The organism is Paenibacillus sp. DP01 (assembly GCF_044784315.1).
Lineage (GTDB): Bacteria > Bacillota > Bacilli > Paenibacillales > Paenibacillaceae > Paenibacillus > Paenibacillus polymyxa.
In genome coordinates, this window is sequence record NZ_CP173059.1 from 2,960,401 (window position 1) to 2,986,413 (window position 26,013).

Here is a 26,013-nt window from a genome sequence, read left to right on the forward strand (position 1 = left end):
CTCCTGTAGAGTAATTTGTTAAATGGAAGGAAGAAGGATTTTTCATCCTTTTGTGGCCCCTGACGAAATTCCTTTAATGAAGAACTTTTGCATAAAAACGAATGCAATAAGCACAGGAACAACGGACAAGGCGGTTCCGGCAAAAATCATATCCCATCTTGACGAAAACTCCCCGATATATCGATAAATTTCTACAACCATCGTTTTGGGTTCACCGGATGGAAGTACTAGCATTGGCAAGAGAAAATCGTTCCAGATGCCAAGCCCGTTCAATACGACCATACTAGCCGTAACCGGACCTAACAACGGAAATACAATTCTCCAGAAAATAGTGTACCTGCTACAGCCGTCAATCTCTGCTGCTTCTTCAATTTCCTTAGGAATCCCTTTTACAAAGCTTGTGTAGAGCAAACATCCGAAGCCCACAGCGCCTGCGATATAAATAAAAATCGGTCCTGCTAGACTTCCGTAAAGGCCAAGGATTTTAAGCTCTTTGAATAACGGAATCATGTAAGCCTGAAAAGGAATCATCATCCCGGCAAGAAAATAAAGGAACACGAAATGGGTCCATTTGGCGTTTCTTCTTTCAATCGCATACCCTGCCATCGGAATAATCAAGATTTGCATAACGATTGAAACAACGGTCAAGATCAAACTATTGACAATTGCTTTTGGGAACTCAGTCTCAGTCAACAAATATTTGAAATTGCCTAGATACAGTGAGGTCGGAAATGACAGAGCATCGCGCATAATTTCACCATTGCTTTTGAAGGCAGACATTAGGTTAAATAGAATCGGAAAAAAGAATACGACCGCTACTAGCAGAGTAACCACGAACAGGATCACTTCGCCTATTTTTTGGCGTGCTTGCATGCTCATATCAATACTGCACCTCCCTTTTTCGGAGAATTTTCACTTGAATAATGGTAATGATCAATATAATGACAAACAATACTATAGCAAGCGCAGTGCCGAAGCCCTGTCTCAATTCGCCAAAGCCTACCTTGTAAATAATGTAGGTCAACGTTTCAGTCGCAAAGCCGGGTCCCCCATCCGTCATAACAGCAATTTGATCGAATATTTTTAGTGCACTGATCATGGAAAGCACCATACATACGGTCATAGAGCCAGCAAGCAGCGGAAAGGTAATAAAACGGAACTGCTGCCAGCCATTCGCTCCATCAATGCTTGCGGCTTCGGACAGGTCTGCTGGGATTCCCTGTAGCCCTGCCAGATAGATGATCATGTAATAACCAGCACCTTTCCAGACCGTGGACAGAATGATGGACAGCATTGCGTATTTGGGGTCTCCCAACCAATCGACAGCCCAGCTTCCAAGTCCGACTGTGTCTAGGATTTTATTTACAACGCCAAAATTATAATTAAGGATCATCGCCCATACGAAGCCCATAACGATCCCGCTAAGCAAAGTGGGAAAATAAAAAATACTGCGAAATAAATTTTTGAACCACCTTATCCTATCAACCATCAGGGCCATGGCAATCGCCGCTATGTTTTCCAGAATGACTAGACTTATGGTCATGATGAGTGTGTTCTTAAGCGCATTATGAACCCGGGGACTATTCCATATCTCAACAAAATTTGCGAAGCCAATAAATCGGATATCCTCGCTTATTCCATTCCAAGAGGTAAAGCTGAGATAAACACTGCCAAGGGTAGGAACGATAACAAACAAGGTGTACAGTATCAATGATGGAAGTATAAATATTATGGCAAAGGGGTGCTGCTTTTTCTTTTTTAGGTGAGCTGTCGCTGTAGCAATGCGCCCTCCTGTTGATGCTGTGGGTGCTCTCATACAATCCATTCCTTCCTATAAAGAGGAACCACTTAGGAGCTGATTCCTCCAAAGGTTTTATTTCACATCGAATTCGCCTTCACCTGATTGTCATATTCTGTGTCCACCTGCTGCATATAAGTCTTGACATCTCCGTCGTTCACGACCATCTCCTGCAGCTTTTTGTAGAACCAGTTGCGGAACTGAGGCTGTATCAAGTTTTCTCCCCACCAGTTATTAATAGCCAAAGACTTTGTAACATTCGGGTCGTTCATCAGATCAAGAGCCACCTGCATGGCTTCCCCGGTCTTATACTTGACTTTCTCTTTCGTAGACGGAATTCCGTTAATGCTCGCAAGATACTGCGAATATTGCTCTGGCTCGAAGAAAAAACGAATAAATTTTTTGATCGCTTCTGTTTTCTCAGGGTCCTTGGCTACTTCAGCGGACAAGGACCATCCGGCAGGCGATGGAAGCCCTATAATATTCACTTTGCCGTTGCGGTCAGGCACCGCATAGAAGCCGTATTCAAAGTTCGGGTCAGCTTCTTCGATTTGTGAAAACATCCAGGTCCCAGAGTATAGTTGAGCGGCTTTGCCTGTAATCAGAAAGGAAGCCGTTTGATTGTCAGGAGTACTAAGCCAACCTTTATCCACATAATTTTTGAACAGTTCTTTATAATCCGTCATCGCCTGTACGACATTTTCATCCGTAAAGCTGACTTTCTTGGCTGTTTTCTTGGAATTCCAGTTTGGATCTTTTGAATACACATCATCAATAAGAAACTTGTTTACCCAAAATCCCATATGAAAAATGTCTTTTCCACCAACCACAAGCGGAGTCATTCCGGAAGCCTTCAATTTTTCTTGGATGGCAATGAACTCGTCATACGTTTTAGGAAGCTCAGTGATCCCTGCATCCGCATATGCTTTTTTGCTGTAGATAATGCCTTGGGGTGCATTCATAGATAAAGGCGCATTCCACACTTTACCTTCTACTGCCGGAGGTGAATCTAGCAACTGCACTAAGTCTGAAGGCAGTTCAACGATTTTACCCGCATCAGCAAAGACCTCTGTATCCCGCATCTCTACCAGATCAGGAAACTCGCCAACCGCATCCTTCGTTTTCAGCCAATCGAGGTAGGAGCTGCTGGAGTTTTCACTGTAATCCTTTACTTTAATATCAGGATTGGCCTTCATGAATCTTTGGATGGTATCGGCTATCGCTTTTTTAGCAGCCGGATCTCCTGAGGCATATCCGATGGTAAAGCTCACTTTCTCTCCCTCATGATCAGACCTCGTTCCATTCGTATCGCTGTTGCTTCCACTACAAGCTCCCAAGAACATCGTCGTTGTAAGCACTAGTGCACTTAACGTAAATTTTGCCATTTTCAGCATAGCTACTGAAACCCCCTCTTTAATGTAATAAAAGCTGTTGAAAGCGGCTGCGGCATAAGTAAGCGCTTTCGTTATTTAGAATAACATTGGCTGGTTTTTACTTGTATGAACTTTTTTAAGCCTCATATGGGGGGAATTTAAGAATGAAAAAAGAACGGACGAGTCATCCGCTCTTGATGCAGGCTTTACTTTTCAGGGATAGGAAAACAGAGCAGCACAGACGTTCCAATATTTTCATGACTGCTTACGGATAGCCCATATTGTTCTCCGTACATGGAACGTACTCGCTCGTGCACATTTTTTAAACCAACGGATCTGCTGAGAGCATCAGGCTTATTCAGGATTTCAGTTATACGCGCCAAAGTCGCTTTATCCATGCCTACACCATCATCGTAAATCGTTATCGCCAGATTTGTTTCCCTCTTTTCCACAGTGATCGCGACAGTACCTCTTTTCTTCATTCGTAGCCCGTGCTGGATTGCGTTTTCTACGATTGGCTGCAAAGATAATTTTAAGATCGGCCAATCCATTTGAACTTCCTGTGATATATCGCAGCGGAGTGTATATCTGTTCTCATAACGGACCGAAATAATATAGAAATAATCATGCAGGTGTTCAAGCTCTCTGGATAGAATTACACGGTCTTCACCGTAATCAATGACGTATTTCAATTGATTGGCCAAGGAGTGAATCATATCAGCGACCTCATCAGCCTCCTTATCCACTGCATTCATCCGTATAACTTCTAAAGTATTGTAGAGATAATGAGGTCTGATTTGGCTTTTTAGTGCATTCAGCTCAGTCTGTTTCTGCTTGATTTGAGCCACATAGGCCTCATCAATGTGTGCTTGAAGACGTTCGACCATCCGGTTAAAGCCTTGGGTCAATCTGCCCATTTCATCGTTGCTGTTCACTGGGAGGTTCATGTCCAATTTTCCAGATTCCACGACAGCCATTTGCTGTATCAGATTTTGGATGGGCGAAGCGAGACGGCGGGAGAACCAGGTACCCATAATAATCAGCACTAACGAGCAGATCAGAATCGCAATATACACGGTAGCCCTCGCGGAAAAAAGCTGATCAAACAACCCCTCGCGATGAATGCCAGCAATCAGCCTACCGTTTAGAAAGGGGATTTCCTCCTGCAACACAAGCATTTCATTTATATTAGAATTCAATAATAATTTTTCATTCAACCTGTCATCTAAATGACCGAAGTAAATATCATCCTTGCCATCGATTAGTACCAGTTCATCTTGGTCTCCAAGGTAAAGCTCACTTAAAAACCGATTAAACATAGACTTATCGATATCCAGAAACAGCGTACCCACCACTTTATGTTCATGCTTGAGAGAGCCTGAAGTATCGATCAAATTTCGCGCTATAGTGAAAACGTCACGCCTTGCACCGGGAAAATATTGGTCCTGATGAGTTGGGAAGATAGCCACCTTCGAAGGCTGGCTGCTCATTTTCTCTCTCCACTGACGGAAAGGGAGGAATTCGCTTCTAAGCCCCCTATTCTCCCTTTCTTGGTAATAGATTTTCTCGTCGGCTTCCCGCACAAAATAAGCGCCTGTAATATAAGGGTCGCTATATAGTACGGTTTTCAAAAATGAGTCGATAGGAGTCGAATTAATCTGCTCTAGTTCATTAACATTATAGGTTTGGTTCCGACGTATATTTTCTGATAATCCCTCATAACGAACGTTATACATAAGCTTGGAAATATCATTGTACTGCTGGAAGGCAGAATTAATATTGTAGCTCATGTACATCACCATTTGCTGTAAGTTGCTGGTTGTATATCGCTCTACATAGCCTGAGAAAATCTGAACGGAAAAGAAACTAAGTGCGAATAAAGGAATAAGCCCAACCAAAATAAAAGAAGCAGAGAATTTAACGAATATGCTTTTAGGTATCGGTATCCATGAACGCATGAAGGAGCACCTACTTCATTATGATTGTGGTTGGCGGAAGGATTGCCGATACTCTTGCGGCACCTTGCCGAACTTTTTTTTGAACATATCGCTGAAATGCCTCACATTGTTATATCCTACTTGCTCGGCAATTTCGTACACCATCAGATTACTCTCTATAAGCAGCTTGAGGGCATGTTTCATTCGCACCTCAGTGACGTGGTTTTTAAAATTTTGGCCGGTATGCTTCTTGAAAAAGCTGCTGAAATAGTAAGAGTTCATATAAAAAAGAGCAGCCATAGACTCCAGCGTTATATTGCTTGCATAATGCTCTTCGATATAGGTCTTAATCTTGATAAGTAATGCACTTTCTTTTCCTGTCAGCTTGCTTGCAAGCTGCTGCAGCATTTCCGATAAAATCTCCTCAACAACATGAGCAACATCGGCGTAGGAAGGACAAGGCGCCAATCTTTCCAGTAGGGCTCCTTGCTTGCTACTAATGTATTCCATTCCTCCCCCGATCTCTGTAAGCTCCTGATTGATGGTCAAGATAGAGTTGTAAACCCCCGAAATGGCCAAGTTCTTATTCTCCCCGGTTTGAATCCTGATCTGCTCAAGTAACTGCTCTGTCAGTAGTTGAAGCTGTTCCTTCTGCTGGTTAATCAGCGCTTTGACCAAATCAGATTGAAGCTCTGTAATGGTTCTATTCTCTGGCTGGACCCTTGTGAGCTCGTCTCCATACCGAATGACTTGATTCATTCCTATAAAATAATTTATTTTAAGCGCTTTCAAAGCAGAGCGATAGGATTTCGCTGTTTCTTCAATGCTCGTTATACTGAGCCCTATGCCGCACGAAACGCTCAGTTTTAAATAGCTGTTAATTTTATGGTGAAGGTCAGTGGCCAGTTGTAGGGGGTATTCTCTCTGTTCATGTTGGATTAGAATTGCAAAGCCCCCTTCTTTCTGAACCAGCAATCCGTTGCCCGCGTTCAGTTCCTGATCTAATGTCTCTCTAATGATATTGGATAAGGCAAAGTTTACTAGATTGCGTTCCCGCTCCTCCCACTGTGAGCTGTTGGTATTCTCATCAATCTCCAGCACACACACGGTAGTCAATCGGCTTATCGCTATGGCTCCCATTTGTGTGAGTGCGCTGAGTGTCTTTTGTTCCCCATCCAACAACCCGTCAAGCAGCTGTTCTATTGTTGTCGAGCGATTCTTTTTTTCGTAATAAGTCAACATCTCTTTATTGCGCTCGCCGTTGGATTCTTCCCGGAGAATTGAGGCTGCCTTTGCTATTACCTTTTCGAGCTGATTTTTATTTATAGGTTTAACCAGATAATCCAGCGCTCCTAATTGAATAGCTTGACGGGCATAGACAAATTCTTGAAAAGCGCTGATAAAAATAACTTTGGCATGGAATCCTTGTTCATTCAATTCTGAAATAATATCAATGCCGCTTCCACCTGGCATGCTAATATCGCTGATAATGAGGTGAGGTTCATGTATACGTATTAGATCGCGGAGTTCTTTCCCATCATTAGCTTCACCAACAATGGTAATCCCAAGCTCTTTCCAGGAAATCAGTTTTTTTAAGCCGCGTAATATGACAGGTTCATCGTCTGCAAGCAATAATTTAATAGTTTTCATGAATAAGTCCTCCTTGCTTGAGCTTATTACTTGTTTGTATGTTCTTAAGCCCTATTTTTGTTTCATAAAATATCATGCGAATGAAAACATATAAATGAACTTATTGCATCTTTATGTGTGGTTTTTTTAACCAATTGTTTGAATATGCTGGCCTCTACTCCAGTTGTGGACTTCAGCCAATAGTTGCATGTGTTGTTGGAATTCACTAGTTTTTCTGCATATTTCTCTAAAAAAAACAGCATACCTCTCCTTCTCCATTCTGCTATTGTGTTTCTTGAATAAACAGCAAAGGAGGAGATTTTCTGAACAGAATGTATAAACTATACCAAATGAGTATGTGAAGACGAATGACAGCCCTTTTTTCTGCCCTAATTTTTGCCGCCATATGTATACCTTGGTCGCCAGCATCTGCTTCGTTGTCTACAATGGAACTGCCGAAGGCAACCGATGCTGTAGAAATTATGGAAACAACCAACAACGGATTTCTGCATCCCGGGATCGGAGTAACCAAGGACATTCTTGAAAACATGCGGGCACAAATTATGGCGAAGCAGGAACCCTGGTATTCGTATTATAAGGCCATGTTGGTATCGTCAACCACCTCAAAGTCGATTACATCAAGCAACCAAAATCCTATGGAACCAACGAAACCAGCCAGTGATGCTTTTAACAGCCAGAGTTTTAACTCGCGATTTATATCCGATGGTTTGAAAGCGTATACACAAGCACTGCTATATTATATTTCAGGCGATGAAATCTACCGGGCTAATGCTATGCGCATTATTCGCATTTGGTCCCAAATGGACCCTGCGAAATACACCTATTTCACCGATGCTCACATTCATACTGGGATTCCGCTGAACCGGATGGTAACAGCCGCAGAGATATTGCGGTACTCCAGTTGCAAGACGGAATCCTTGAGGTGGACGGACCAGGATACGGCCAATTTCAGCAACAATCTCATTATTCCGGTTACGGAAACGTTTCTTCACGATAACAATCATTTCATGAACCAACACACTTATCCCCTGCTGGGAGCTATGGCAGGATATATTTTTACAGACAACACCGATAGATATGAAGAGGCTGTAGAATGGTTTACTGTGAACAAAACGGCAACAGATCAAGGAATTAACGGCTCAATTAAACAACTATTTCGTCTAGTTGACACCAATTCTGTAACGGGAGAGAAACTGGATAAACCGGTCATCCAGCACGTGGAAATGGGCAGGGACCAGGCTCACGGCGCGGGAGACATTACAAATGCAGCGATTATTTCCCGAATGCTTCTTGCCCAAGGTACAAAAATAGATCCGGTAAAAGGCACGGTCTCAAATGCTCCGAATGCGGTGGATATTTTTGATTTTCTGGATCACCGAATTCTGACGGCAGCCAATTATTTTTGGCAATACATGTTGGGATATGATACCCCTTGGACCCCAGTGGTTTATACCATGGATGCGAATGGTAACCCAATGGGCATCTATAGGACGATATCCGATTTTTATAGAGGTAGAATGAACACCGCCCAGTTTTGGGACATATACTACTATTATACTTACAGCAAAGGAGTCAATCTCTCAGAGAAGGCGCCATACTTTTATGAAGCGTTTAGAAAACGTATCCCACCAAATTATTATTACAAAGGTACACTATCCAAAGCATGGGAGAGTCCAGACGGAGGCGGTGATTTCTGGTTGTATATTCCTCCGGCAGCCGTTTTGGAGGGGTCAAATAATGTCCCGAAGGAAATGACAAGTGATGCTGTAGTAGAAATTGAAGACCGATACACGGCTCTTGACAGCCGTTCGACAACCAAGCAGGAAGGTACAATTTCCTATGTGGAAATTACAGCAACGGACGAGGGCAGCACTATTGTACCTTTGAATCTTTCCTTCGGTCAGCGAACCTCCACCAAACTCATCGGCTTGAAAATCAGGACCCAAGGAATCGCAACTCTTGAACTAAGTAAAGAAAAAAACTCTGTTCCTTTCCATACGATTTCGCTGCCGGATACAAAAGGACAATGGAGATATGTCACCTTTGATATGTCCATCGACAGAGTTTCATATGCTCAGATGGATGAAAACTATAGTCTTATGTATATGAAGGTAAAGGGAATCGGTGCCCAGGTAGACCTAGATCACTTCCATGTCCTGGCGGGTAGCCAGTTGTCCGTTCCAGCGTTTGCCTCCGGTTCATCCACACTGAACCTATTTACGTATACAGGCGGAACGATCAACGCAGATTTTTCGGCTACGGATTCGAGCGCTTCAGGTATCATTACCTATGAAATGGCAGATGGGCCTAAGGGCGCCATCTTGGATGCCCACACCGGCGCCTTCACTTGGACTCCTACGCAAATCGGAACAAGTTCTTTTACCGTCGTGGTCAGCGACGGAACCTCATTAGCTACGAAACATGTAAAAATTGAGGTGACAGCTGACCGACCATCTGCTGTTACTGCAGCTACCACCGGATATAATTCGGCTGAGAATTATGTGTCAGCCTCCCTTGCGACTTACACAAATGCATATACAGACGTTATCAATCATATTGCAACGGATACAGATGCAGCGTTTTATGCCAAATTGCAAACCGTTCGTGAGGCAGTAGAAGGATTAGAGCTTCTAAATATCACTTTGCCGGATGGAAGCCTCAACTTTGTGAAGATGCTATCTACGTCTTCCTTCGGCAATTATTTATCAAGTCTCACGGATCATAATGACAACAGTTATGTCGCTTACGGATTGGCTTCGAATCAGTACCATACCCTTGACTTTGGAAGTAAGTTTAAAATCAATGCGCATGTTTTCGAGGTCCAAGGTAGAAGAAGCTTTCCCGAACGGATCTCCGGTCTTGCCGTGTTTGGTTCGAATGATGAGAAGAATTGGACCCGTTTGACGGATCAGCTCACTGTACGAACCGAAGAAAAGCAACGGCTTTACGTGAGGAATGAGTATAAAAACACCCCTTTCCGCTTTTTCAAGCTGGCGATAATCGAGCCGCAAAGTACGATGTTTGAGATCAGTGAATTGCGAATTTACGGTCAACGTCATGAATTTTAAGTAAAGTGCCCCACACCAAACAAACAATCCTCTACCTATTTGGTAGAGGATTGTTGCTTTCTTACGCTTCCTATTATGTATCTGTGCGCACATCATCCCAATCCTGTCCCATGTAACCAGTGAGCCATTTTAGCACACGATGACGTTCATACACTACACCATCATCCAGATTTCCAGGGGCTGGCTGTTTATGAATACGGCTATCCACACACATCCAGTCGTAACGACAGATTAAATCGGCTTCATCTAAAATTTCCTTGCTACTGCGCAGCCTTGAGCTTGACAGAAAAGCCTCAAATGAGTCAAATTGCTGCAACTTTGAAACAGACAATGGCACGTCGCAAATACCAGTTGGGTCACCTAGCTTCTCAAGATGGCCCAAAGCCCATAACAGAGTCCAAAAGCCTTCATAACGCCAGGAGAACTGGACACCCTCTGACTCATCGTCATACTCATTGGATAGGAACCTCTTCTCTTCTGGTGAAAAGAAACAGTCCGCGCCATACTGATCAGTCACTTGATTTATCATTCGATTCGTATCATCCATGCTTTCGCCCGCACCGATACACTCGCCTTTCAGGGCTACAATACACAAAGCAACGGCACGGCCAGCCACTTCCTTAAGGGAACGGATGCTGTCTGCGGCTTCATCTCCTAGCCTTCCTGGGATCGGCGGCATTTGCGTAAAGCCTTGATCGAGCAATATCTTTTCTGACTGCAGCTTTCGCTCCATCCCGGATTCGCTAATTTGATCCTCTCCGTACAAATAACTAACATGAGCAGTCACTGTATAATCTTCCACTTCCGAACGTCCATTCACATCTAGTAGCAGACTTCCGTCAGGTGCAAGCAAATCACCGCCACCCCGGAACATCAGTCCATCCAGCGAATTTATGATATCAAGTAATTCGGCAAAAAAGGCTTCAGATATATCCTCCTCAGTCTCCACACCAATCACCATATTCAGCGTACTCATTTTGATCAACAGCTTTTGCTGCAACTGTTCGTTTTCAGCAGGAATTTGACTAAAAAAGTTTATCATTCCGTTAAGCATGGAGGCAAACTCCTCCGGATTCGTTTTGCTGGTCATTATGTTAAATCCTTTGATCTTTCTACTAAACCAGCCCCGGCTTTTGACCTCAAACTTAGTTTTGCTTTCATTCACGTGTATCTTGTTGTTGGGATAAATCGACTTTAATAGTCTCTCAACCTGATCCAGATCAAAGGTTGAGCTGTAAAGCGCACAATTTCTCATGATGACCTCCTTATGAAAATACTACGAATAGCCGATGTTTGTTATGGGCACGATTCAACTAACTCTGCAAAATTCGATGCAGTAATGCCTCTCCCTCATTCTCAAACCTTCGGTGTTCCTTCAGAAATTCAGGAACATCTTGCAACCGGGAAGGTCTGTACCCAGGACCGCCACACCCACAGGAATGGTAAGAGTATCCGTTTCGATACAAAAGCTCTACCTTTTTCCACTGCTTGATATCCGTTTGCTTCGGGGCCTGAAAATCATGACCCATGTCATGCATGGGCGTCTGGCATTGCGGACAGACATGTACAAGCCGCTCATATTCATCCTTTGGCATCTCAAAGCGGGATGTTTGCTTATACACCTTCCTACAAGTAAAGCAGGCAAAGATATCTTTGTATGGACCGTACATTGCATATCTACACATATTTTCACCCTCTTCAAAAATTGAAATTGATCTGATATTTTTCTTGAATTATCAAGAATACATTCACAGCGCCACCGTATTAAGAATACAATGATGTCCAGCTGATGTTTCTTTTATATTAGAGCGAAATTACAGAACTAATCAAGCTATAAGGTCCGTTCTAGCGCATTCCTCGCAGTAGTGATGTTATTTTTTATAGCATAAAAATCTTGTTCAAGGCTCGAAATGATTGTAGCATGATGTCTTGAAAGTTAACTAAGAAGACTCCTAAGCCGCAGTCAAATCGGGGCTGGAGCCTTCTTTTTTAAGTAATAAATAGTCAAAGCAGAATGTGCAAATCCCAGACCGACTTCTGGGACAGCCCTCCAGTCTTATAATTCTTGTATGCTGCAGGTCAGCTTCAGACTGATACTCGTTTACACATCTAATGTATACAAGGGCAGGTTTTCCGGTAAAGCCGACGGGCGCTGACAGGTGCTCTGCATCGTATAAAAGGTCTCTTGATCGGAAGAGTCATGGAACGCCCACATCGCTTCCAGCACATGGTAGGCCAGTTCCCCGCTAGCGCGGTGAGGCCGTCCGCTACGGAGAGCATAGGCCATATCGGCAACACCGATACCCCGTGTATTCTCCTTGTATCCCGGCAGCAGCGGTGCCTCTGTCCATTCTTGTTCGCCTAACAGTCTATAGCGAACTGGTCCTCCGAACGTGTTCGGGTCAGGCACCTGTAGCGTGCCATGCGTACCATACACCTCGATCGGTGGCAGAGTGCTTCCACCAAAGATGTCAAAGCTGGTAATCAGCGTACCGACAGCTCCTTGCTTGAAGCGCAACAATCCGGCTACATGGGTCGGAATATCGACCGGGATGGTCTGGCCTTTCTTTTTCTCGCTCGTAATCGTTCGCTGATCCATCGCCTTGCTGGTCATGCCCGAAATAGCAGTAATCGGTCCCAGCAGTTGTACCAGAGCCGTCAAGTAATAAGGGCCCATATCAAACATCGGCCCGCCGCCGACTGCATAATAAAATTCAGGATCGGGATGCCAATGTTCATGCCCACGGCTCATCATGAAAGCTGTAGCAGCTACTGGATTCCCAATGACACCGTCCTCAATCAGCTTCAATGATGTCTGTATACCGGAACCGAAGAAAGTTTCCGGTGCGCAGCCAACAAGTAGTCCTTTTTGACGAGCAAGATCCAAGACAGCCTGGCCCTGCTCACGGGTGACGGCAAGTGGCTTCTCCACATAGACATGCTTGCCAGCCGCAAGAGCTCTGAGACACACCTCGGCGTGAACGGCCGGTATGGTCAAATTAATGATAAGTTCGATCTGCGGGTCAGCTAAAATCTCATCTACTGTATATACGTTCGGAACGTTGAACGCTATCGCCTGCTCCTCTGCTCGACCTTGGTCCAGATCCGCTACTGCGAACAGCTCCAGAATGTCGAAACGATGGCAATTTTCCATGTAAATTCCGCTAATTTTACCACATCCGATAATGCCTACTTTCATTTTGTTCATGCTGGACTCCCTTCTCCTTGAGAAAAAATGGATAATGGCGTTCTTTTATTAAATCGGATACCATCCTGTTCGCGCTACTGCTGCTGGTTGTCTGCCATACCCGTGTATGCCTCTGCCAGCAAGCTACCGTAGCTGGTCGCTGCCTGTTTGCCTGCCGCGGTCCACAGGAACCCGCTGCGCATCATCTCGGTCACTTGAGGTATATCTATAATATCTGCGTGATGACCTAGCGAATTGTAGAATACGCGTCCGCTTCCCCACCGCTTTGTCCATACAACAGGCATATCCACCGGCCCATTAGCCGAATGAGGTCCTGGTACGACCGGGAAGCGTGTGGTTGCCAGCACCTCAACTGCAGGGTCTACATGGAGGTAGTACTGCTCGCTTTTGACGTGAAAATCCTCAATATGGTCCAGCAGCGGGCTGGAGCCACGCTTTATGTTCACCATATACTCCACTCCATCATTACCGGGATGAGCAACCCATTGCCCGCCTGTCATGAACTGCCAGTCCACGTTGTTCCGAAAGGCATCACACATGCCACCGTGACAGCCTGCCAGACCTACACCGCTTTGAACCGCTGCTGAGACATTATTGACTAGTTCCTGCTCGATCTGGCCCATAGTCCACATTGGAATGATCAGGTCCAGGCCAAGCAGTTTCTCCGCATCCTGGTAGGCATCAAGGGTATTAGACACCTCCACCTCGAACTGTTCTTCCTTTAAAATGCGTTCAAAAATAGCCGCCACCTGCTCGGGCTCATGTCCGTTCCATCCACCCCATACAATCAGTGCCTTGCGCATCTATAATCCACTCACCTTTCGGAATGTGTTGTTATACTACATTTCTTCAATGGATACCCAGCGACGTTCCTTTATAGATCGTTCTACTGCTTCAAGCACAGCCTGACAAGCGACCCCGTCGTGGAAATTCGGCGAAGGTTGCCGTCCTTCGGAGATGGCACTCAACATCTCAAGCATCTCGTGGGTGAAGGTATGCTCAAATCCAATTGTATGTCCTGCAGGCCACCAGGCTTCGGAATATTTGTGTGCTGGATCGGTGGCGAGCACTCGGCGGAAGCCCTGAACGTCTTCCTCATCCTGTGTGAAATACACTTCCAGTTCATTCATCCGCTCAAAGTCAAACCGTACACTGCCTAGACTACCGTTGATTTCGAATGAATTTGTACTCCGATGTCCGGCAGCAAAGCGTGTGGCCTCGAAGCTGCCCAGCGCACCTCCAGCAAAGCGTGCTAGGAACAGCGTGGCATCATCGACCGTCACTTCTCTCATTGGTGCATTGGCCTCGGTACTCCTTTTGGAGCTCAATCCGCTCATCTCCATAGCCAGCGGACGCTGTTTGATGAACGTCTCGCTCATGCCGATAACTTCGTCGAACTCGCCGACCAGAAACCGAGCGAGATCAATCAGATGGGCGCCAAGGTCTCCATGAGAGCCAGAACCGGCCACTTCTTTTTGCAACCGCCATACCAGCGGAAAGGACGGGTCCATGATCCAGTCTTGAAGGAAAAACGCACGGAAATGATAGATTTTGCCTAGGCGACCGCTTTCGACGAGCTGCTTCGCCAGCTGGACAGCCGGAGAAAAGCGGTAGTTGAAGCCAATCATATGGTTGACTCCTGCTTTCTCTGCTGCCTGCAACATGTCACGGGAATCTGCCAGTGAAAGCGCAAGCGGCTTCTCACAAAACAGATGCTTGCCATGGAGGGCAGCCTCGATAACAATTTCCTTATGAGCATTACTCGGGGCGTTAATGTCAATGAGATCAATATCGTTACGTTTCACTAGATCACGCCAATCCGTAACACTCTCGGTCCAGCCGAACTGGCGGGCAGCCGCCTGAACCCCCTGCTCGTTACGTCCACAGATGACGGACATCTCTGGCTGCAGCGGGGCATCTGGGAAGAACATAGGTAGACTACGGTAAGCGTTGCTGTGAGCCTTGCCCATAAATTTGTAGCCAACCATTCCAATACGAAGACGATTAGACATGTCGTGATCCTCCTTATAGGTATGAGTTTCAACGAATTATTGATGAATGGTGTTATTGACGAATGGATGACGCCCTGATAATCAGCTCTGTGGACAGAAGTTCTCTTATTGAGTCGCACCCAGTCGCAGTCAGTTCCAGAGCCGGAATGTGGTCCTGAGAATCGGGTATAAGCTTCGAGGCTGCAAGCTCCCCCATCTCATAAAAAGGAACACGAACACTGCTTAGTGGGGGAACAGCCATCTCAGCCGCATCCGAATCGTCATAGCCCACAAATGCTGGGAACTGGTCAATTGCCAGTCCGCGCTCACGGAGACCCTGCATTACGCCGAGGGCCATCCGGTCGTTCGCCGCAAATACGGCATCAATATCATCTAATTTGTCTGCGATGGTAGCCGACGCTTCGAGCCCGCTTCGACGACTGTAATTGCCTTGCAGAATCAGCTCATAGTCATATTCAATACCAGCCTCCTGAAGCGCGATGAGATAACCCTTCAAGCGCTCCGTACTGTTGGAATAGATATCCGGACCGTTGAGAAAGGCTATCCGCTTGCACCCCTGCTCAATGAGATGACTAACGGCCACCCGGCTTCCTTCTACATGGTCTGCATCCACTTCACAGAACGACTGCCCTTCGAAATGGTGATTCATGACACAGAACGGTCGCCCCTCTTGCTGAAGTCTCTTCAGAGCCTCCACCTCATCGTGGTCATCTCTTGCTCCAAGGATGATACAACTGTCGACCTTCTGCTGACGGAAAAGACTGCTGTAGTCCATCCGTTCCCCCGGTTTTCGGAATAATAGTAGTAGATCGAGCCCGCTGTCTCTGGCTTTATTGCCGATGCCGCTCAGCATCTCAGAGAAAAAATAAGCAGAGAACAGATGCGCCTTCGGGACATAAGGCATAACCACACCAAGATGGCCACTCTTGCTTCGGGCAAAGTTGCGGGCCAATGCACTGGGAACATATCCAAGTTGATTGGCAACGTCCAGGACCCTTTTCCGCGTATCTTCCTTAATAGGACCGGTCGCGTTCAATACTCGAGACACCGTCGCTTCAGACACGCCAGCGAGTTCTGCTACTTCCTTGCGCGAAACGATATTTCCCACCTCCAATCATTTTATGTACGCGCGTACATTTTCTCATGCTGCTATACCTCTGTCAATCCCGAAAAGCGTGCCCTATGGATATATAAGCTTTTTCCTCCACAAATTCTCTCTAGGGCTTAAGTAAGCTGATCATTCCCACTCCTATCATCAGCACCGTAATTCCCACAAGTATAGCTATCCATTCCTGAGAGCTTTTCTTTTCCTTAAATATTAAAATGCTACCGACACAGGCAATCGCAATGCTCGCTTGAGAGATCGGAAAACTAGCCGCCATGCCGATCAAACTGTTGGAAATAAATAGTGCTAGATTAGCAATGCTCCAAACCAATCCTGTAGACAAATTGCGAAGTACTGGAGAGAATCGCAGCCGATGTTTGCCTTTCAGATTTATGACTATGGCCGAGCATAACATCCCGAGCGATTGCGGCAGAATGATGGACAGCTCCAATATATTAAGGTACTGATTGATAACTACATAACTGCTTAACGCTAACCCGGAGCAAACCAGCATCATAATAATTCGTAACGGCAAAGGCTTAGACAGCCCAGCAGACTTGCCCTGATAGCTGGTGAATAGAACTCCCGCCAAAATACATAGAAGAGAACCAACACCCATCCCATATTGGTAACCTGTTATCCATTCACCCAAGATAAGTGCGGCAAATAGCGTCGTCCCTATCAACTGTAGACCGCAAATTACAGGAATGGCAATGGATGCGCTTACTTTTTGGAAAGATCGAAACTGGAGCAATTGTCCAGCGGCCCAGAAAATACCGGATATAAAACTTATCACAAAAGGAATCGGTGCTAATGAAGCTGGCTGAATGATATACAAGCACAGGGCAAACAACACAGCACCAATAACAGTACCTGTCAGCTGTTCTCGGGGACTGGCTTTAGTCATATACGCCAATATCGGCATGACTCCCCAGCCGACAGCTGGAATAAAAGCAGTTAAGAAATCCACGCACGGTTCTCCTCCCGCAAAAGTACTCTTCCTACAATCGCTAAAAATACCATGCAGGAAAAAACCAACAATTTTACGATAGCAAAAAAAACCGCTTTCAAATACTAATATTTTTATAGATTTATATAGTAAAACCAAAGAAGTTGTTCCCTATATGTGCTTCTCCCACAATTATATAGAATCAGATCCAATATATTTTTAAGCTCTGAACTGGGATGTGTATCCAAATCCTGAAAATCATATTCTGGTCCATTCGCACCTTCCTCGTACTTTTCCCAACATAGAATCTATTTTTGTTAATTTATCACTATAGCATAAGTTAAGGATGACAAATAACAAGAAATAAGGTTGAACCTAACTATAAATCCCCTTTGGAATATTCTTTGTTTTTCCCATAATACGCTTAAAAAAAGTAATGTATTTTCTATCCCTGGCTTTGTTATGCTGAGTTCAATAATAACGCTTTCAACAGGTCTGTTATATTTTGAAAGGAGCTATGTACATGGCTAGTATACAAGTTAACCCAAAGGAACGTACATTTCACTTAACGAACAAATACTGCAGTTATCTTTTCCGTGTCATGGAGAACGGGCAATTGGAGCATTTATATTATGGCAAAAAAATGGAGTACCTAGGTCAATATGACCGTTTTATTGAACGAAGCTACCGCTCTGTGTCTGTCGGTGAATTTGATGGCGACTTGGTAACATCATTGGAAAGCATTAAGCAGGAATTTCCTTCTTCGGGAAGTGGAGACTTTAGAGAACCAGCAGTTGAGATCATACAGGAGGATGGTTCTCATGTCATGGAGTTCATTTTTGACCGTTACGAGGTCATCACGGGGAAACCTAAAATCCCCCATCTCCCTGCTACGTTTTGTAAGGAAGCAGATGAAGCAGAGACACTCCTGATCACGCTGACCGATTCCCTTACAGGGGCGGTTGCCGTACTTGCTTACACCATCTTCAATGAACTGCCTGTAATCACGAGATCCGTATCCATAACGAACTCCGGAAATAGTACTCTGAGAGTCAACCGTCTAATGAGCATGAGCCTTGATCTTCCTGACTCCGAATATGAATTTATTCATTTGTCGGGGGCATGGGGTAGGGAACGACATGTGGAGCGTACACCACTCAGACCAGGTGTTCAGTCCATTGGGAGCACACGAGGAATTAGTAGTCATATTCACAATCCATTCATGGCGCTTGCCAAACCGGGGTCTCAGGAACACCAAGGAGAAGTATATGCAGTTAATCTCGTCTACAGTGGAAACTTTCTTGCCCAGGCGGAAGTGGACAGCTACTCAACTACCCGACTGAGCCTCGGTATTCATCCTGACAAATTCTGCTGGACTCTGAAGCCTGGAGAATGTTTTTATTCGCCTGAAGCAGTTATGGTCTACTCACAGAACGGTTTGAACGGAATGAGCCAGGCGTTCCATCGCCTATACAATAAACACTTAATTCGTAGTAGCTGGGCCGAACGGGAACGACCTGTATTAATCAATAACTGGGAGGGAACCTACTTTGATTTTACCGAGAAGAAAATAGTGGATATGGCTAAAAAAGCAAGTGAACTAGGGATTGAGCTCTTTGTCTTGGATGACGGTTGGTTCGGTCAAAGAAACAATGATACTTCCTCACTCGGTGACTGGTTTGAAAATCGTGAAAAGCTACCGAACGGAATCTCGAATTTGGCAAAGAAGATCAATGAGCTCGGTATGAAATTCGGTCTTTGGTTTGAGCCGGAAATGGTTAACTCCGACTCTCATATTATGAGGGAACATCCAGACTGGGTTGTGGGAACACCCGGGCGTAAACGCAAGCATGGACGGCATCAGTATGTTCTTGATTATTCCCAACCCCCTGTTGTGAATTACCTGTTTAAGTTAATGGATGACGTGCTCTCTTCTGCTCATATCGAATATGTAAAATGGGATATGAATCGCTGCATTTCAGAAGCCTATTCATTATCACTTGGCAAGGAAAGACAGGGCGAGTTTTTCCATCGTTACGTCCTAGGCGTGTATGCTTTATATGAGAAGCTGATTACCAAATACCCTGAGATTTTGTTTGAGTCCTGTGCTTCCGGTGGAGGACGGTTTGATCCAGGGATGCTTTATTATGCTCCGCAAACATGGACGAGCGACGATAGCGAAGCTATTGAACGTCTTAAGATTCAGTATGGCACTTCCATGGCTTATCCGCTTAGCAGCATGGGTGCTCATGTGTCAACCATTCCGAACCACCAGGTAGGCAGAACTGCACCACTACAAACCAGATCAAATGTCGCCTACTTCGGTGTATTCGGTTATGAACTTGATCCATTAGCTTTGACCGAGGAAGAGTGCAATATAATCAAAAAGCAAATACAATTGTATAAACGTCACCAACGATTAGTTACCCAGGGAACGTTTTACCGTCTGCTAAGTCCTTATGAAAAAAATGAGACAGCTTGGATGACCATTGATGCAGAACGAGAGCATGCTCTCGTTGGCTGGTACCAGGTGCTCTCGCGCCCCAATGCAGCTTATTCACGGCTAAAGCTCATCGGACTGGACGAAAAGGCAGTATATTTCGTGGAAGAACTGGACCGACGTTTTACAGGCAGCGAGTTAATGAACATCGGACTTATACTCACCCCACCTTATCAGGCTGACCAGGATTTTAATATTGCGGAGAAATGTGATTTTTCATCTCAATTATTCACTTTAACTAAAGAGACTTTCTCTTAAACATATCGTACCGGGTGAAATCATTTTCGTGTAAATCTGATGATTTTACCCGGTACAACTCTCTAAAAATAAGGGTTTCCTTCAACCCATTCTGCATAGCTACGAAAGACTTGAAGAATTAAATCACAGACCCGTTCTTCTCTCCAACTCCTCTGTATATCTCGCGCCCATCAATGTGATTTGTGAGGCTGCGTTGCTAATGTTCCGCACATCTTCAGACGTAAGCTGAAGGGTCACGGCACCTAGATTTTCTTCCAAACGACTCAATTTCCGCGTGCCCGGAATCGGAACTATCCACGGCTTTTGGGCAAGCAGCCAGGCGAGTGCAACTTGGGCTGGTGTTGCCTTTAACTGCTCAGCCATCTCTTTAAGCAGGTCCACCAGCACCTGATTGGTCTCTAGCGCTTCTGAAGTAAAACGCGGAAGAATATTGCGCAAATCACCATGACTGAATGTCGTGTCTGCGTTAAAACTCCCCGTTAGGTAACCCTTGCCCAAAGGACTGAACGGAACGAAGCCAATGCCGAGCTCTTCAAGCGCAGGAAGGAGTTCCTCTTCGGGACGTCTCCACCACAGAGAATATTCACTCTGAATTGCAGTGAGCGACTGAACGGCGTGTGCTCGACGGATCGTCTGCACTCCTGCTTCAGATAATCCCCAGTGCTTCACCTTTCCTTCTCGGATCAGATCTTGCACGGCTCCCGCTACCTCTTCAATTGGCACATCTGGATCGACCCGGTGCTGATAATACAGATCGATGGCTTCAATCTTGAGACGTTTAAGCGATGCTTCGGCAACTTTCTTGATATGCTCAGGGCGACTGTTCATACCGAACTGCTTGCCATCCTGAATATGGAAGCCGAATTTCGTGGCAATCACGACTTGGTCGCGAACAGGAAGAAGCGCTTCGCCTAAAAGTTCCTCATTCGTATAAGGTCCGTATACTTCGGCGGTATCAAAGAAAGTTACGCCGCGCTCGACTGCTTCCCGAATGACTGAGATCATTTTCTTTGGATCAGAAGCTGGGCCATAACCGTAGCTCATTCCCATGCATCCAAGTCCCATCGCAGAAACTTCCAGACCGCTATTTCCCAATTTACGCTTTTGCATCATAATTCATCCTTCCTTAAGACGTTAATTATCTTTCTTTAGTTAATTGGCTTACGGTTCTGTCAAGAGAACTATTATATAATTGTTTGAAACCTTCATGCTCTTCAAACTCTATTAATGTGATAAGCCTTTGAACCAATAAGTTCCTAAACCAACGATTCAAATGATTCATCTTCTCCCTCTGTTGAAAATTGTTCTTGTTAAATGCCGTTATCTTGAACCCACTTCCTATTCCGTTATCCACCTCCTTGCTTGATTCTGTGAGTTTAGTTTTATTATGCCAAACAGAAGAAGCAAAGCGTTATCTCATTTGTCTTAATTGATTGCCTGATCCTATCACCACTACTTTTGTTACAGGCAGTTGCGTTTTATAATGGAGCAAGACAAACTCGCAAGGAGGATTTGAATGTCGGAGAACATTCTTGAACAACAAAAAGAGCTCACCAGTTTGATCGAGCGTCACTCACTTCAAAATAGTTCGAGGGAAACAGCAATTCCTTCCCTTTTTTTCTATCAGCATTCCAGCAAAACCGAGCCTGTTTACCGGGTTTACAAACCTTCCTTTTGTTTTGTTGTTCAAGGTTTGAAAGAAATTTTGCTGGCACAGGAAAATTTCAAATATGGACCTTCCGATTATCTGATCGCGTCTATGAATCTGCCAGTGATCGGTCAAATTATAAAAGCTTCTCCAGGATCTCCTTACCTAAGTCTCAAGCTCGAATTTACCCATAATCAGATCCTTGAGGTACTGAACGATTCTAAAATCCAGGTCAAATTAAAAGAAAACGCCAAACGTGCCTTATTCGTCGGCCGAATGGAACCGTCTATTCAGGATGCTGTGCTTAGACTTGCCCGCCTGCTGGATACTCCAGAAGAAATCCCGTTTCTCGCCCCACTCTACACAAAAGAGATTCTGTACAGACTCCTTCAGGGCCCCTATGGAGCCGAATTGGCTCAGATTGCGGTCGAAGGAAGCAGCACCTATCGAATCCGGGAAGCTATCGACTATATTGTTCAACATTGGGATCAGTCTTTTCGGATCGAAGATCTTGCAGAGACCGCCAGTATGAGCATTTCCTCATTCCATCGGCATTTTAAAGAAGTAACCTCCATGAGCCCGATCCAGTTTCAGAAACAGCTGAGACTTCAGGAAGCCCGTCGTATCTTAATGGCTGAATCGGCGGATGCCGCGGATGTCGCTTACAGGATTGGTTACGAGAGTTCTTCCCAATTTAGCCGTGAATACTCTCGCATGTTCGGTGCTCCCCCAAGAGCGGACATCAAGCGATTGAGGGAAAAATACGACCAGGTCCTATGATTTGCTGGATAAGCTGATCGCCACACATATTGATGAACTCCGAAGATTGTGCAATGAATCGGCCCATTTGAGCTTTACAGAAGCCGAAATGATCTGGTTTGAATATTTTGAGGCTAATTATTTATTTTTCTCCACAATGCTGGTGAGTAAGGGCGCTCCTTACTTCCGCACTCAATTCCTTGAATTTATGATGGATGAACTTCGGGAAGAGGTCGACATGAATGAAGAGAGAAATCGAGGATTAAACAAAGAAGTAGTTGTCCGTTATGCAGCGTCCGCTGTAGTGGGGATCATGGAGTGGTGGTTTATGAACGAAAAACCTCTCCCACCGGACGAGATGGCCGAGCAAATTGGCATGCTTTTAGACCGGAAATTGTGAATCTGGGCGAAAAAAGAGTAGCAGACGTATCTATCTGCTACTCTCACATCCATGAGTCAGAAGCAGCTCAAGCGAGTTGCTTCTTCAATTTTAGGTACAAGTATTTTAAAGATTATGTTTATCAGGACCAAACACAAGATTCGCCGACTGTTTGGCCTCCTCAATGACATTCATAACCTTTTCGCTATGTTCAAGCATATCCGAGACCTTTTCCAAATCGTTGTCACGGATGATACGGTCGAATTCAACGAATTCGTCATACATACGATGCGAATGATCCTTCAGATCCACACGGATGGGCGTTTCCTTATTAGGAGTGTATTCAAAATAATCGCATATATTAGCTGAACTCGCCATGTGTATATAGCCTTTATTGCCTTGAATGTTCACTGCATTGGGTGCCGTACTGTCTTTTGAACCTATGCAAACACACTTAAAATTGCCGTAATCAAGTAGCAGTATGCCTGAAGTATCAATTCCACGTTCCATGTTCGCCAAATATTCTACCTTCTTAGGGCTCCCGAAAAGGCCAACAACAAAATGAATATTGTATAAATTGATATCCATCAAGGCTCCGCCAGACATTTCTGGATTAAACGCAGGCTGGATTACTCCCGATTTAAAAGCCTCATACCGAGATGAATATTGAGAATAGTTGCATTCAACTATTTTAATCTCACCAAGCTTAGGCAGATACTCCTTCATGGAAAAATAATTTTTCAAATATTGATTCGTAATGGCTTCCACCAATACCAGTTTTCTTTGCTGAGCAATTTCTTTTAGCTCTAGAAATTCATGCAAATTGGATGTGAACGGCTTCTCACAAATGACATGTTTACCACTCAGTAATGCTTCTTTGGCATATGAATAATGAAGATGATTAGGCAACCCAATATAGACAGTATCAACGTCATTATTCATCAGCATTTTGCTGTAATCCGAATAAATCTGAGAGATTCCATATCTACGTTGCCAATCTAGTAATTTCTCCTCATGGCTAGGTCTAGAACAAATGGCCTTTAATAAAATAGTCGGGATTTCCTGAATAAAGCTCAATAGATCCCCTACAATCATTCCTGCTCCGACAATTCCCAATTTCATTCTAGTTACACTCCTCTATACCCTTCTCAAGTATTTCCATTGAAGTTATTGTTTCTTCATCTGTAATCGCTTTTTCTTTGCCGTGTATGATCGAATGATAGAGATCGTCATATACTCGGGCATAATCTCCTTTTTCAGAAACAACTTTTTCTTCATGGTACTCTCCATCGTCATCCAGGTACGTTAAAATGCCATAATGCTCAGGCTGGTCGATGCCGAAATCGGCGTGTCCCTTAGGCAGATAGTATAATTTAAGATGCTCCTCCTGACGATCCTTTGTCTGCTTTATAAAAACGCCTTTTTTGCCGTATACTACAAAACTCGGCCGCTCTTTTAAACGAAAAAAGCTGGATTTGATGGATACCTTGAGTGAAGAATAATAAAAATCCAGATCAAAATAATCATTCATTCTTCCAGAACCGAGCAATTGGCGCACATCGTAATGGATCGTGTCAGGCTTCCCAAAATAGGAAAGAACCTGGTCAATGGTATGAGCGCCATGTCCATAAAGGTAACTGTTATATTTGGAAAAATGAGAGGTGGAGTTGGGGGTTTCAGGGCGATAATAATCGAAATGCATTTCCACCTCCAGCAAATCACCGAGTTTTCCTGATTCAATAACCTTCTTTGTAGTGAGGAAATCCGAATCGTAACGTCTATTCTGATAGCACTGTATAATCAGATTTTTCTCCTTGGCATATTGGAAGATGGACACAGCTTCTTCTTTCGTTAACATAAAGGGTTTCTCGACAAGTACATTTTTTCCGTGGTCGAGTGCCATTTTCGCATAAGTGTAGTGAGATTCTACAGGTGTACAGACAACAATCAACTGAATTTCCTTATCGTTCATTAGAGAATCAAGATGATCCGTATACTGAACGCCTGGGGTTTTCTCCCACTCCCCTTTATCTGGATTACGCGCGTAGATCGTCTTTACGTTCAAATGATCTCTGGTCAATGAAAAAGGAAGATGATACCGATTGGTACTTTTGCCATTCCCAATATAACCGATAGTAAGCATATTAATTCCCCCTAGGCTCTTTTTCATTTATTATAGTAGAAGAACGTCGATCGTAAAGAATTTGCCATCAAAATGGTACATTTAACCGAATATTTGTAAGCATGGCGGCTTGTTTTTAAACAAAATGTTTATTTGGTATCTTTTGTAAAACGTTAGTTCAATTGAACCGGGGGGAACATGTTGAAAATACTGATGCAATTATCTGAAATGCAAAACTTTACACCAAACGAAAAAAGCATTGCTTCCTATATTTTGGTCCACAAGGAAGCGATTCTGCACTTAAATATTCAGGAGCTTGCCAAAGCTACGTATACTTCGCATTCCGCCATTAATCGATTAATTCACAAACTTGGGCTATCCGGCTTCAAGGAGTTTATCATAAAACTCGCTCGGGAATTTCAGCAAGATACCCAGAATATATCCAATGTGGACCCTAACTATCCATTCGGGATTGATGAAACCCCACTTCAAGTGGCGAAAGAAATTGCAGAATTAATGAAGGAAACGATTGAAAAAAACTTTACATTCATGGATGATAACTTGCTGTCACAAACGGCTCAGTTGCTGGATCAAGCGAACAGGATCTTTATATATGCGTTAGGCGATTCACAAATCCGAGCGAAAAGTTTTCAGAATAAATTAGTAAAAATCAACAAATACGTGGTTATAGCCACAGAGCTGTCTGAATGGGCTTATCATACGGCTAATCTAACTACAGAGGATTGCGCTATTTTCTTAACTTACCACGGTAAGTCACCGATTTTTTTAAAAGCGGCACGACATTTTACGCGTGAGAATATCCCTTTTATCACCATTACAGCTACCAATCAAAGTGAGTTGGCCAAACGAAGTAGTATATGTATCCAGGTGCCTAATGACGAAGTAAAGCATGCTAAGATTGGTACATTTTCGTCGCAAATTGCCTTTGACTATGTATTAAACGTGATTTACTCCTGTATCTATAAAATTGACTACTTGAAAAATATGCAAACCCTAACACAATCGTTGGAGAATTCGCATCTCAATGACATGATGAATGACGTGTAGAGGGATTAGCTTCTCTCTAACTGCAAAATAAGTGGCAACTTATAAGTATATATGGTTGTTTTTCGGCAAATAAGGTCTAGTTAGTATTATGCTAACTAGACCTTTGTTTTTTGTTGCTTGCTAAGAATCTGCCATACTGGCGGCTTCTTATGCTTTTCAACTATTGTCCACATTCAAGG

At 44.2% G+C, this 26,013-nt stretch carries 20 protein-coding genes; 5 read left to right on the plus strand and 15 right to left on the minus strand.

Going from position 1 to position 26,013, the window contains the following annotated elements; all coding sequences use genetic code 11:
• Positions 1 to 42: 42 nt before the first annotated feature.
• The 5 genes from ACH59B_RS12910 to ACH59B_RS12930 all read right to left on the minus strand — a co-directional run bounded on the left by ACH59B_RS12910 (position 43) and on the right by ACH59B_RS12930 (position 6,758).
• Entirely contained in the window at positions 43 to 879 is an 837-nt protein-coding gene (locus tag ACH59B_RS12910) for a carbohydrate ABC transporter permease (RefSeq protein WP_016820843.1), read from the minus strand.
• Position 880: 1 nt separating this feature from the next.
• Positions 881 to 1,816 (minus strand): carbohydrate ABC transporter permease, encoded by a 936-nt coding sequence (locus ACH59B_RS12915; protein WP_404301736.1) that lies wholly within the window; start codon positions 1,814 to 1,816, stop codon positions 881 to 883.
• A 62-nt stretch (positions 1,817 to 1,878) separates the two neighbouring features.
• Positions 1,879 to 3,192, minus strand: coding sequence for an ABC transporter substrate-binding protein (locus ACH59B_RS12920; protein ID WP_404301738.1), 1,314 nt, complete (start codon positions 3,190 to 3,192; stop codon positions 1,879 to 1,881).
• Positions 3,193 to 3,377: 185 nt separating this feature from the next.
• The gene (locus tag ACH59B_RS12925) at positions 3,378 to 5,129 is read right to left on the minus strand and encodes a sensor histidine kinase (protein ID WP_404301740.1); all 1,752 of its coding nucleotides are present in this window, start codon (positions 5,127 to 5,129) and stop codon (positions 3,378 to 3,380) included.
• 18 nt (positions 5,130 to 5,147) lie between these two features.
• Positions 5,148 to 6,758, minus strand: coding sequence for a response regulator (locus tag ACH59B_RS12930; RefSeq protein WP_404301742.1), 1,611 nt, complete (start codon positions 6,756 to 6,758; stop codon positions 5,148 to 5,150).
• 347 nt (positions 6,759 to 7,105) lie between these two features.
• On the opposite strand from ACH59B_RS12930, the gene ACH59B_RS12935 reads away from it, so the two are divergent.
• On the plus strand, positions 7,106 to 9,826 hold the full coding sequence (locus ACH59B_RS12935) for a putative Ig domain-containing protein (RefSeq protein ID WP_404301744.1): 2,721 nt from the start codon (positions 7,106 to 7,108) through the stop codon (positions 9,824 to 9,826).
• 73 nt (positions 9,827 to 9,899) lie between these two features.
• On the opposite strand, the gene ACH59B_RS12940 is transcribed toward ACH59B_RS12935, so the two are convergent.
• From ACH59B_RS12940 to ACH59B_RS12970, 7 genes are all read right to left on the minus strand, one after another.
• Positions 9,900 to 11,081 (minus strand): DUF4272 domain-containing protein, encoded by a 1,182-nt coding sequence (locus ACH59B_RS12940; RefSeq protein ID WP_031461506.1) that lies wholly within the window; start codon positions 11,079 to 11,081, stop codon positions 9,900 to 9,902.
• Positions 11,082 to 11,139: 58 nt separating this feature from the next.
• Positions 11,140 to 11,511 (minus strand): hypothetical protein, encoded by a 372-nt coding sequence (locus tag ACH59B_RS12945; RefSeq protein ID WP_025364944.1) that lies wholly within the window; start codon positions 11,509 to 11,511, stop codon positions 11,140 to 11,142.
• 416 nt (positions 11,512 to 11,927) lie between these two features.
• On the minus strand, positions 11,928 to 13,034 hold the full coding sequence (locus ACH59B_RS12950) for a Gfo/Idh/MocA family protein (RefSeq protein ID WP_031461507.1): 1,107 nt from the start codon (positions 13,032 to 13,034) through the stop codon (positions 11,928 to 11,930).
• Positions 13,035 to 13,108: 74 nt separating this feature from the next.
• Positions 13,109 to 13,837 carry a ThuA domain-containing protein gene (locus ACH59B_RS12955; protein WP_404301747.1) on the minus strand — a complete coding sequence of 243 codons (729 nt, stop codon included), beginning with the start codon at positions 13,835 to 13,837 and terminating at the stop codon, positions 13,109 to 13,111.
• A gap of 36 nt (positions 13,838 to 13,873) precedes the next feature.
• On the minus strand, positions 13,874 to 15,046 hold the full coding sequence (locus tag ACH59B_RS12960) for a Gfo/Idh/MocA family protein (RefSeq protein ID WP_031461508.1): 1,173 nt from the start codon (positions 15,044 to 15,046) through the stop codon (positions 13,874 to 13,876).
• 52 nt (positions 15,047 to 15,098) lie between these two features.
• Positions 15,099 to 16,160, minus strand: a complete 1,062-nt coding sequence (locus tag ACH59B_RS12965) for a LacI family DNA-binding transcriptional regulator (protein ID WP_080942680.1) — start codon at positions 16,158 to 16,160, stop codon at positions 15,099 to 15,101.
• Positions 16,161 to 16,263: 103 nt separating this feature from the next.
• Positions 16,264 to 17,121 (minus strand): GRP family sugar transporter, encoded by an 858-nt coding sequence (locus ACH59B_RS12970; RefSeq protein ID WP_404301749.1) that lies wholly within the window; start codon positions 17,119 to 17,121, stop codon positions 16,264 to 16,266.
• Positions 17,122 to 17,623: 502 nt separating this feature from the next.
• Between ACH59B_RS12970 and ACH59B_RS12975 the strand changes: the two genes are divergently transcribed.
• Positions 17,624 to 19,858 (plus strand): alpha-galactosidase, encoded by a 2,235-nt coding sequence (locus tag ACH59B_RS12975; protein ID WP_404301751.1) that lies wholly within the window; start codon positions 17,624 to 17,626, stop codon positions 19,856 to 19,858.
• A 123-nt stretch (positions 19,859 to 19,981) separates the two neighbouring features.
• Here ACH59B_RS12975 and ACH59B_RS12980 read toward each other — a convergent pair whose 3' ends face one another.
• A complete protein-coding gene (locus ACH59B_RS12980; protein ID WP_080942679.1) occupies positions 19,982 to 20,971 on the minus strand; it encodes an aldo/keto reductase in 990 nt (329 codons plus the stop codon).
• A gap of 403 nt (positions 20,972 to 21,374) precedes the next feature.
• On the opposite strand from ACH59B_RS12980, the gene ACH59B_RS12985 reads away from it, so the two are divergent.
• On the plus strand, positions 21,375 to 22,286 hold the full coding sequence (locus ACH59B_RS12985) for an AraC family transcriptional regulator N-terminal domain-containing protein (protein ID WP_404301754.1): 912 nt from the start codon (positions 21,375 to 21,377) through the stop codon (positions 22,284 to 22,286).
• Position 22,287: 1 nt separating this feature from the next.
• Positions 22,288 to 22,665 (plus strand): TetR-like C-terminal domain-containing protein, encoded by a 378-nt coding sequence (locus ACH59B_RS12990; protein ID WP_019687336.1) that lies wholly within the window; start codon positions 22,288 to 22,290, stop codon positions 22,663 to 22,665.
• Between the two features lie 105 nt (positions 22,666 to 22,770).
• Here ACH59B_RS12990 and ACH59B_RS12995 read toward each other — a convergent pair whose 3' ends face one another.
• Together ACH59B_RS12995 and ACH59B_RS13000 are read right to left on the minus strand one after the other, a co-directional pair.
• Entirely contained in the window at positions 22,771 to 23,766 is a 996-nt protein-coding gene (locus ACH59B_RS12995; RefSeq protein WP_019687337.1) for a Gfo/Idh/MocA family protein, read from the minus strand.
• Between the two features lies 1 nt (position 23,767).
• Positions 23,768 to 24,787: a Gfo/Idh/MocA family oxidoreductase gene (locus tag ACH59B_RS13000; RefSeq protein ID WP_019687338.1), complete on the minus strand. Its 1,020-nt coding sequence runs from the start codon at positions 24,785 to 24,787 to the stop codon at positions 23,768 to 23,770.
• Positions 24,788 to 24,967: 180 nt separating this feature from the next.
• Here ACH59B_RS13000 and ACH59B_RS13005 point away from each other — a divergent pair, with 180 nt between their 5' ends.
• On the plus strand, positions 24,968 to 25,834 hold the full coding sequence (locus ACH59B_RS13005; protein ID WP_016820820.1) for a MurR/RpiR family transcriptional regulator: 867 nt from the start codon (positions 24,968 to 24,970) through the stop codon (positions 25,832 to 25,834).
• Positions 25,835 to 26,013: the final 179 nt, after the last annotated feature.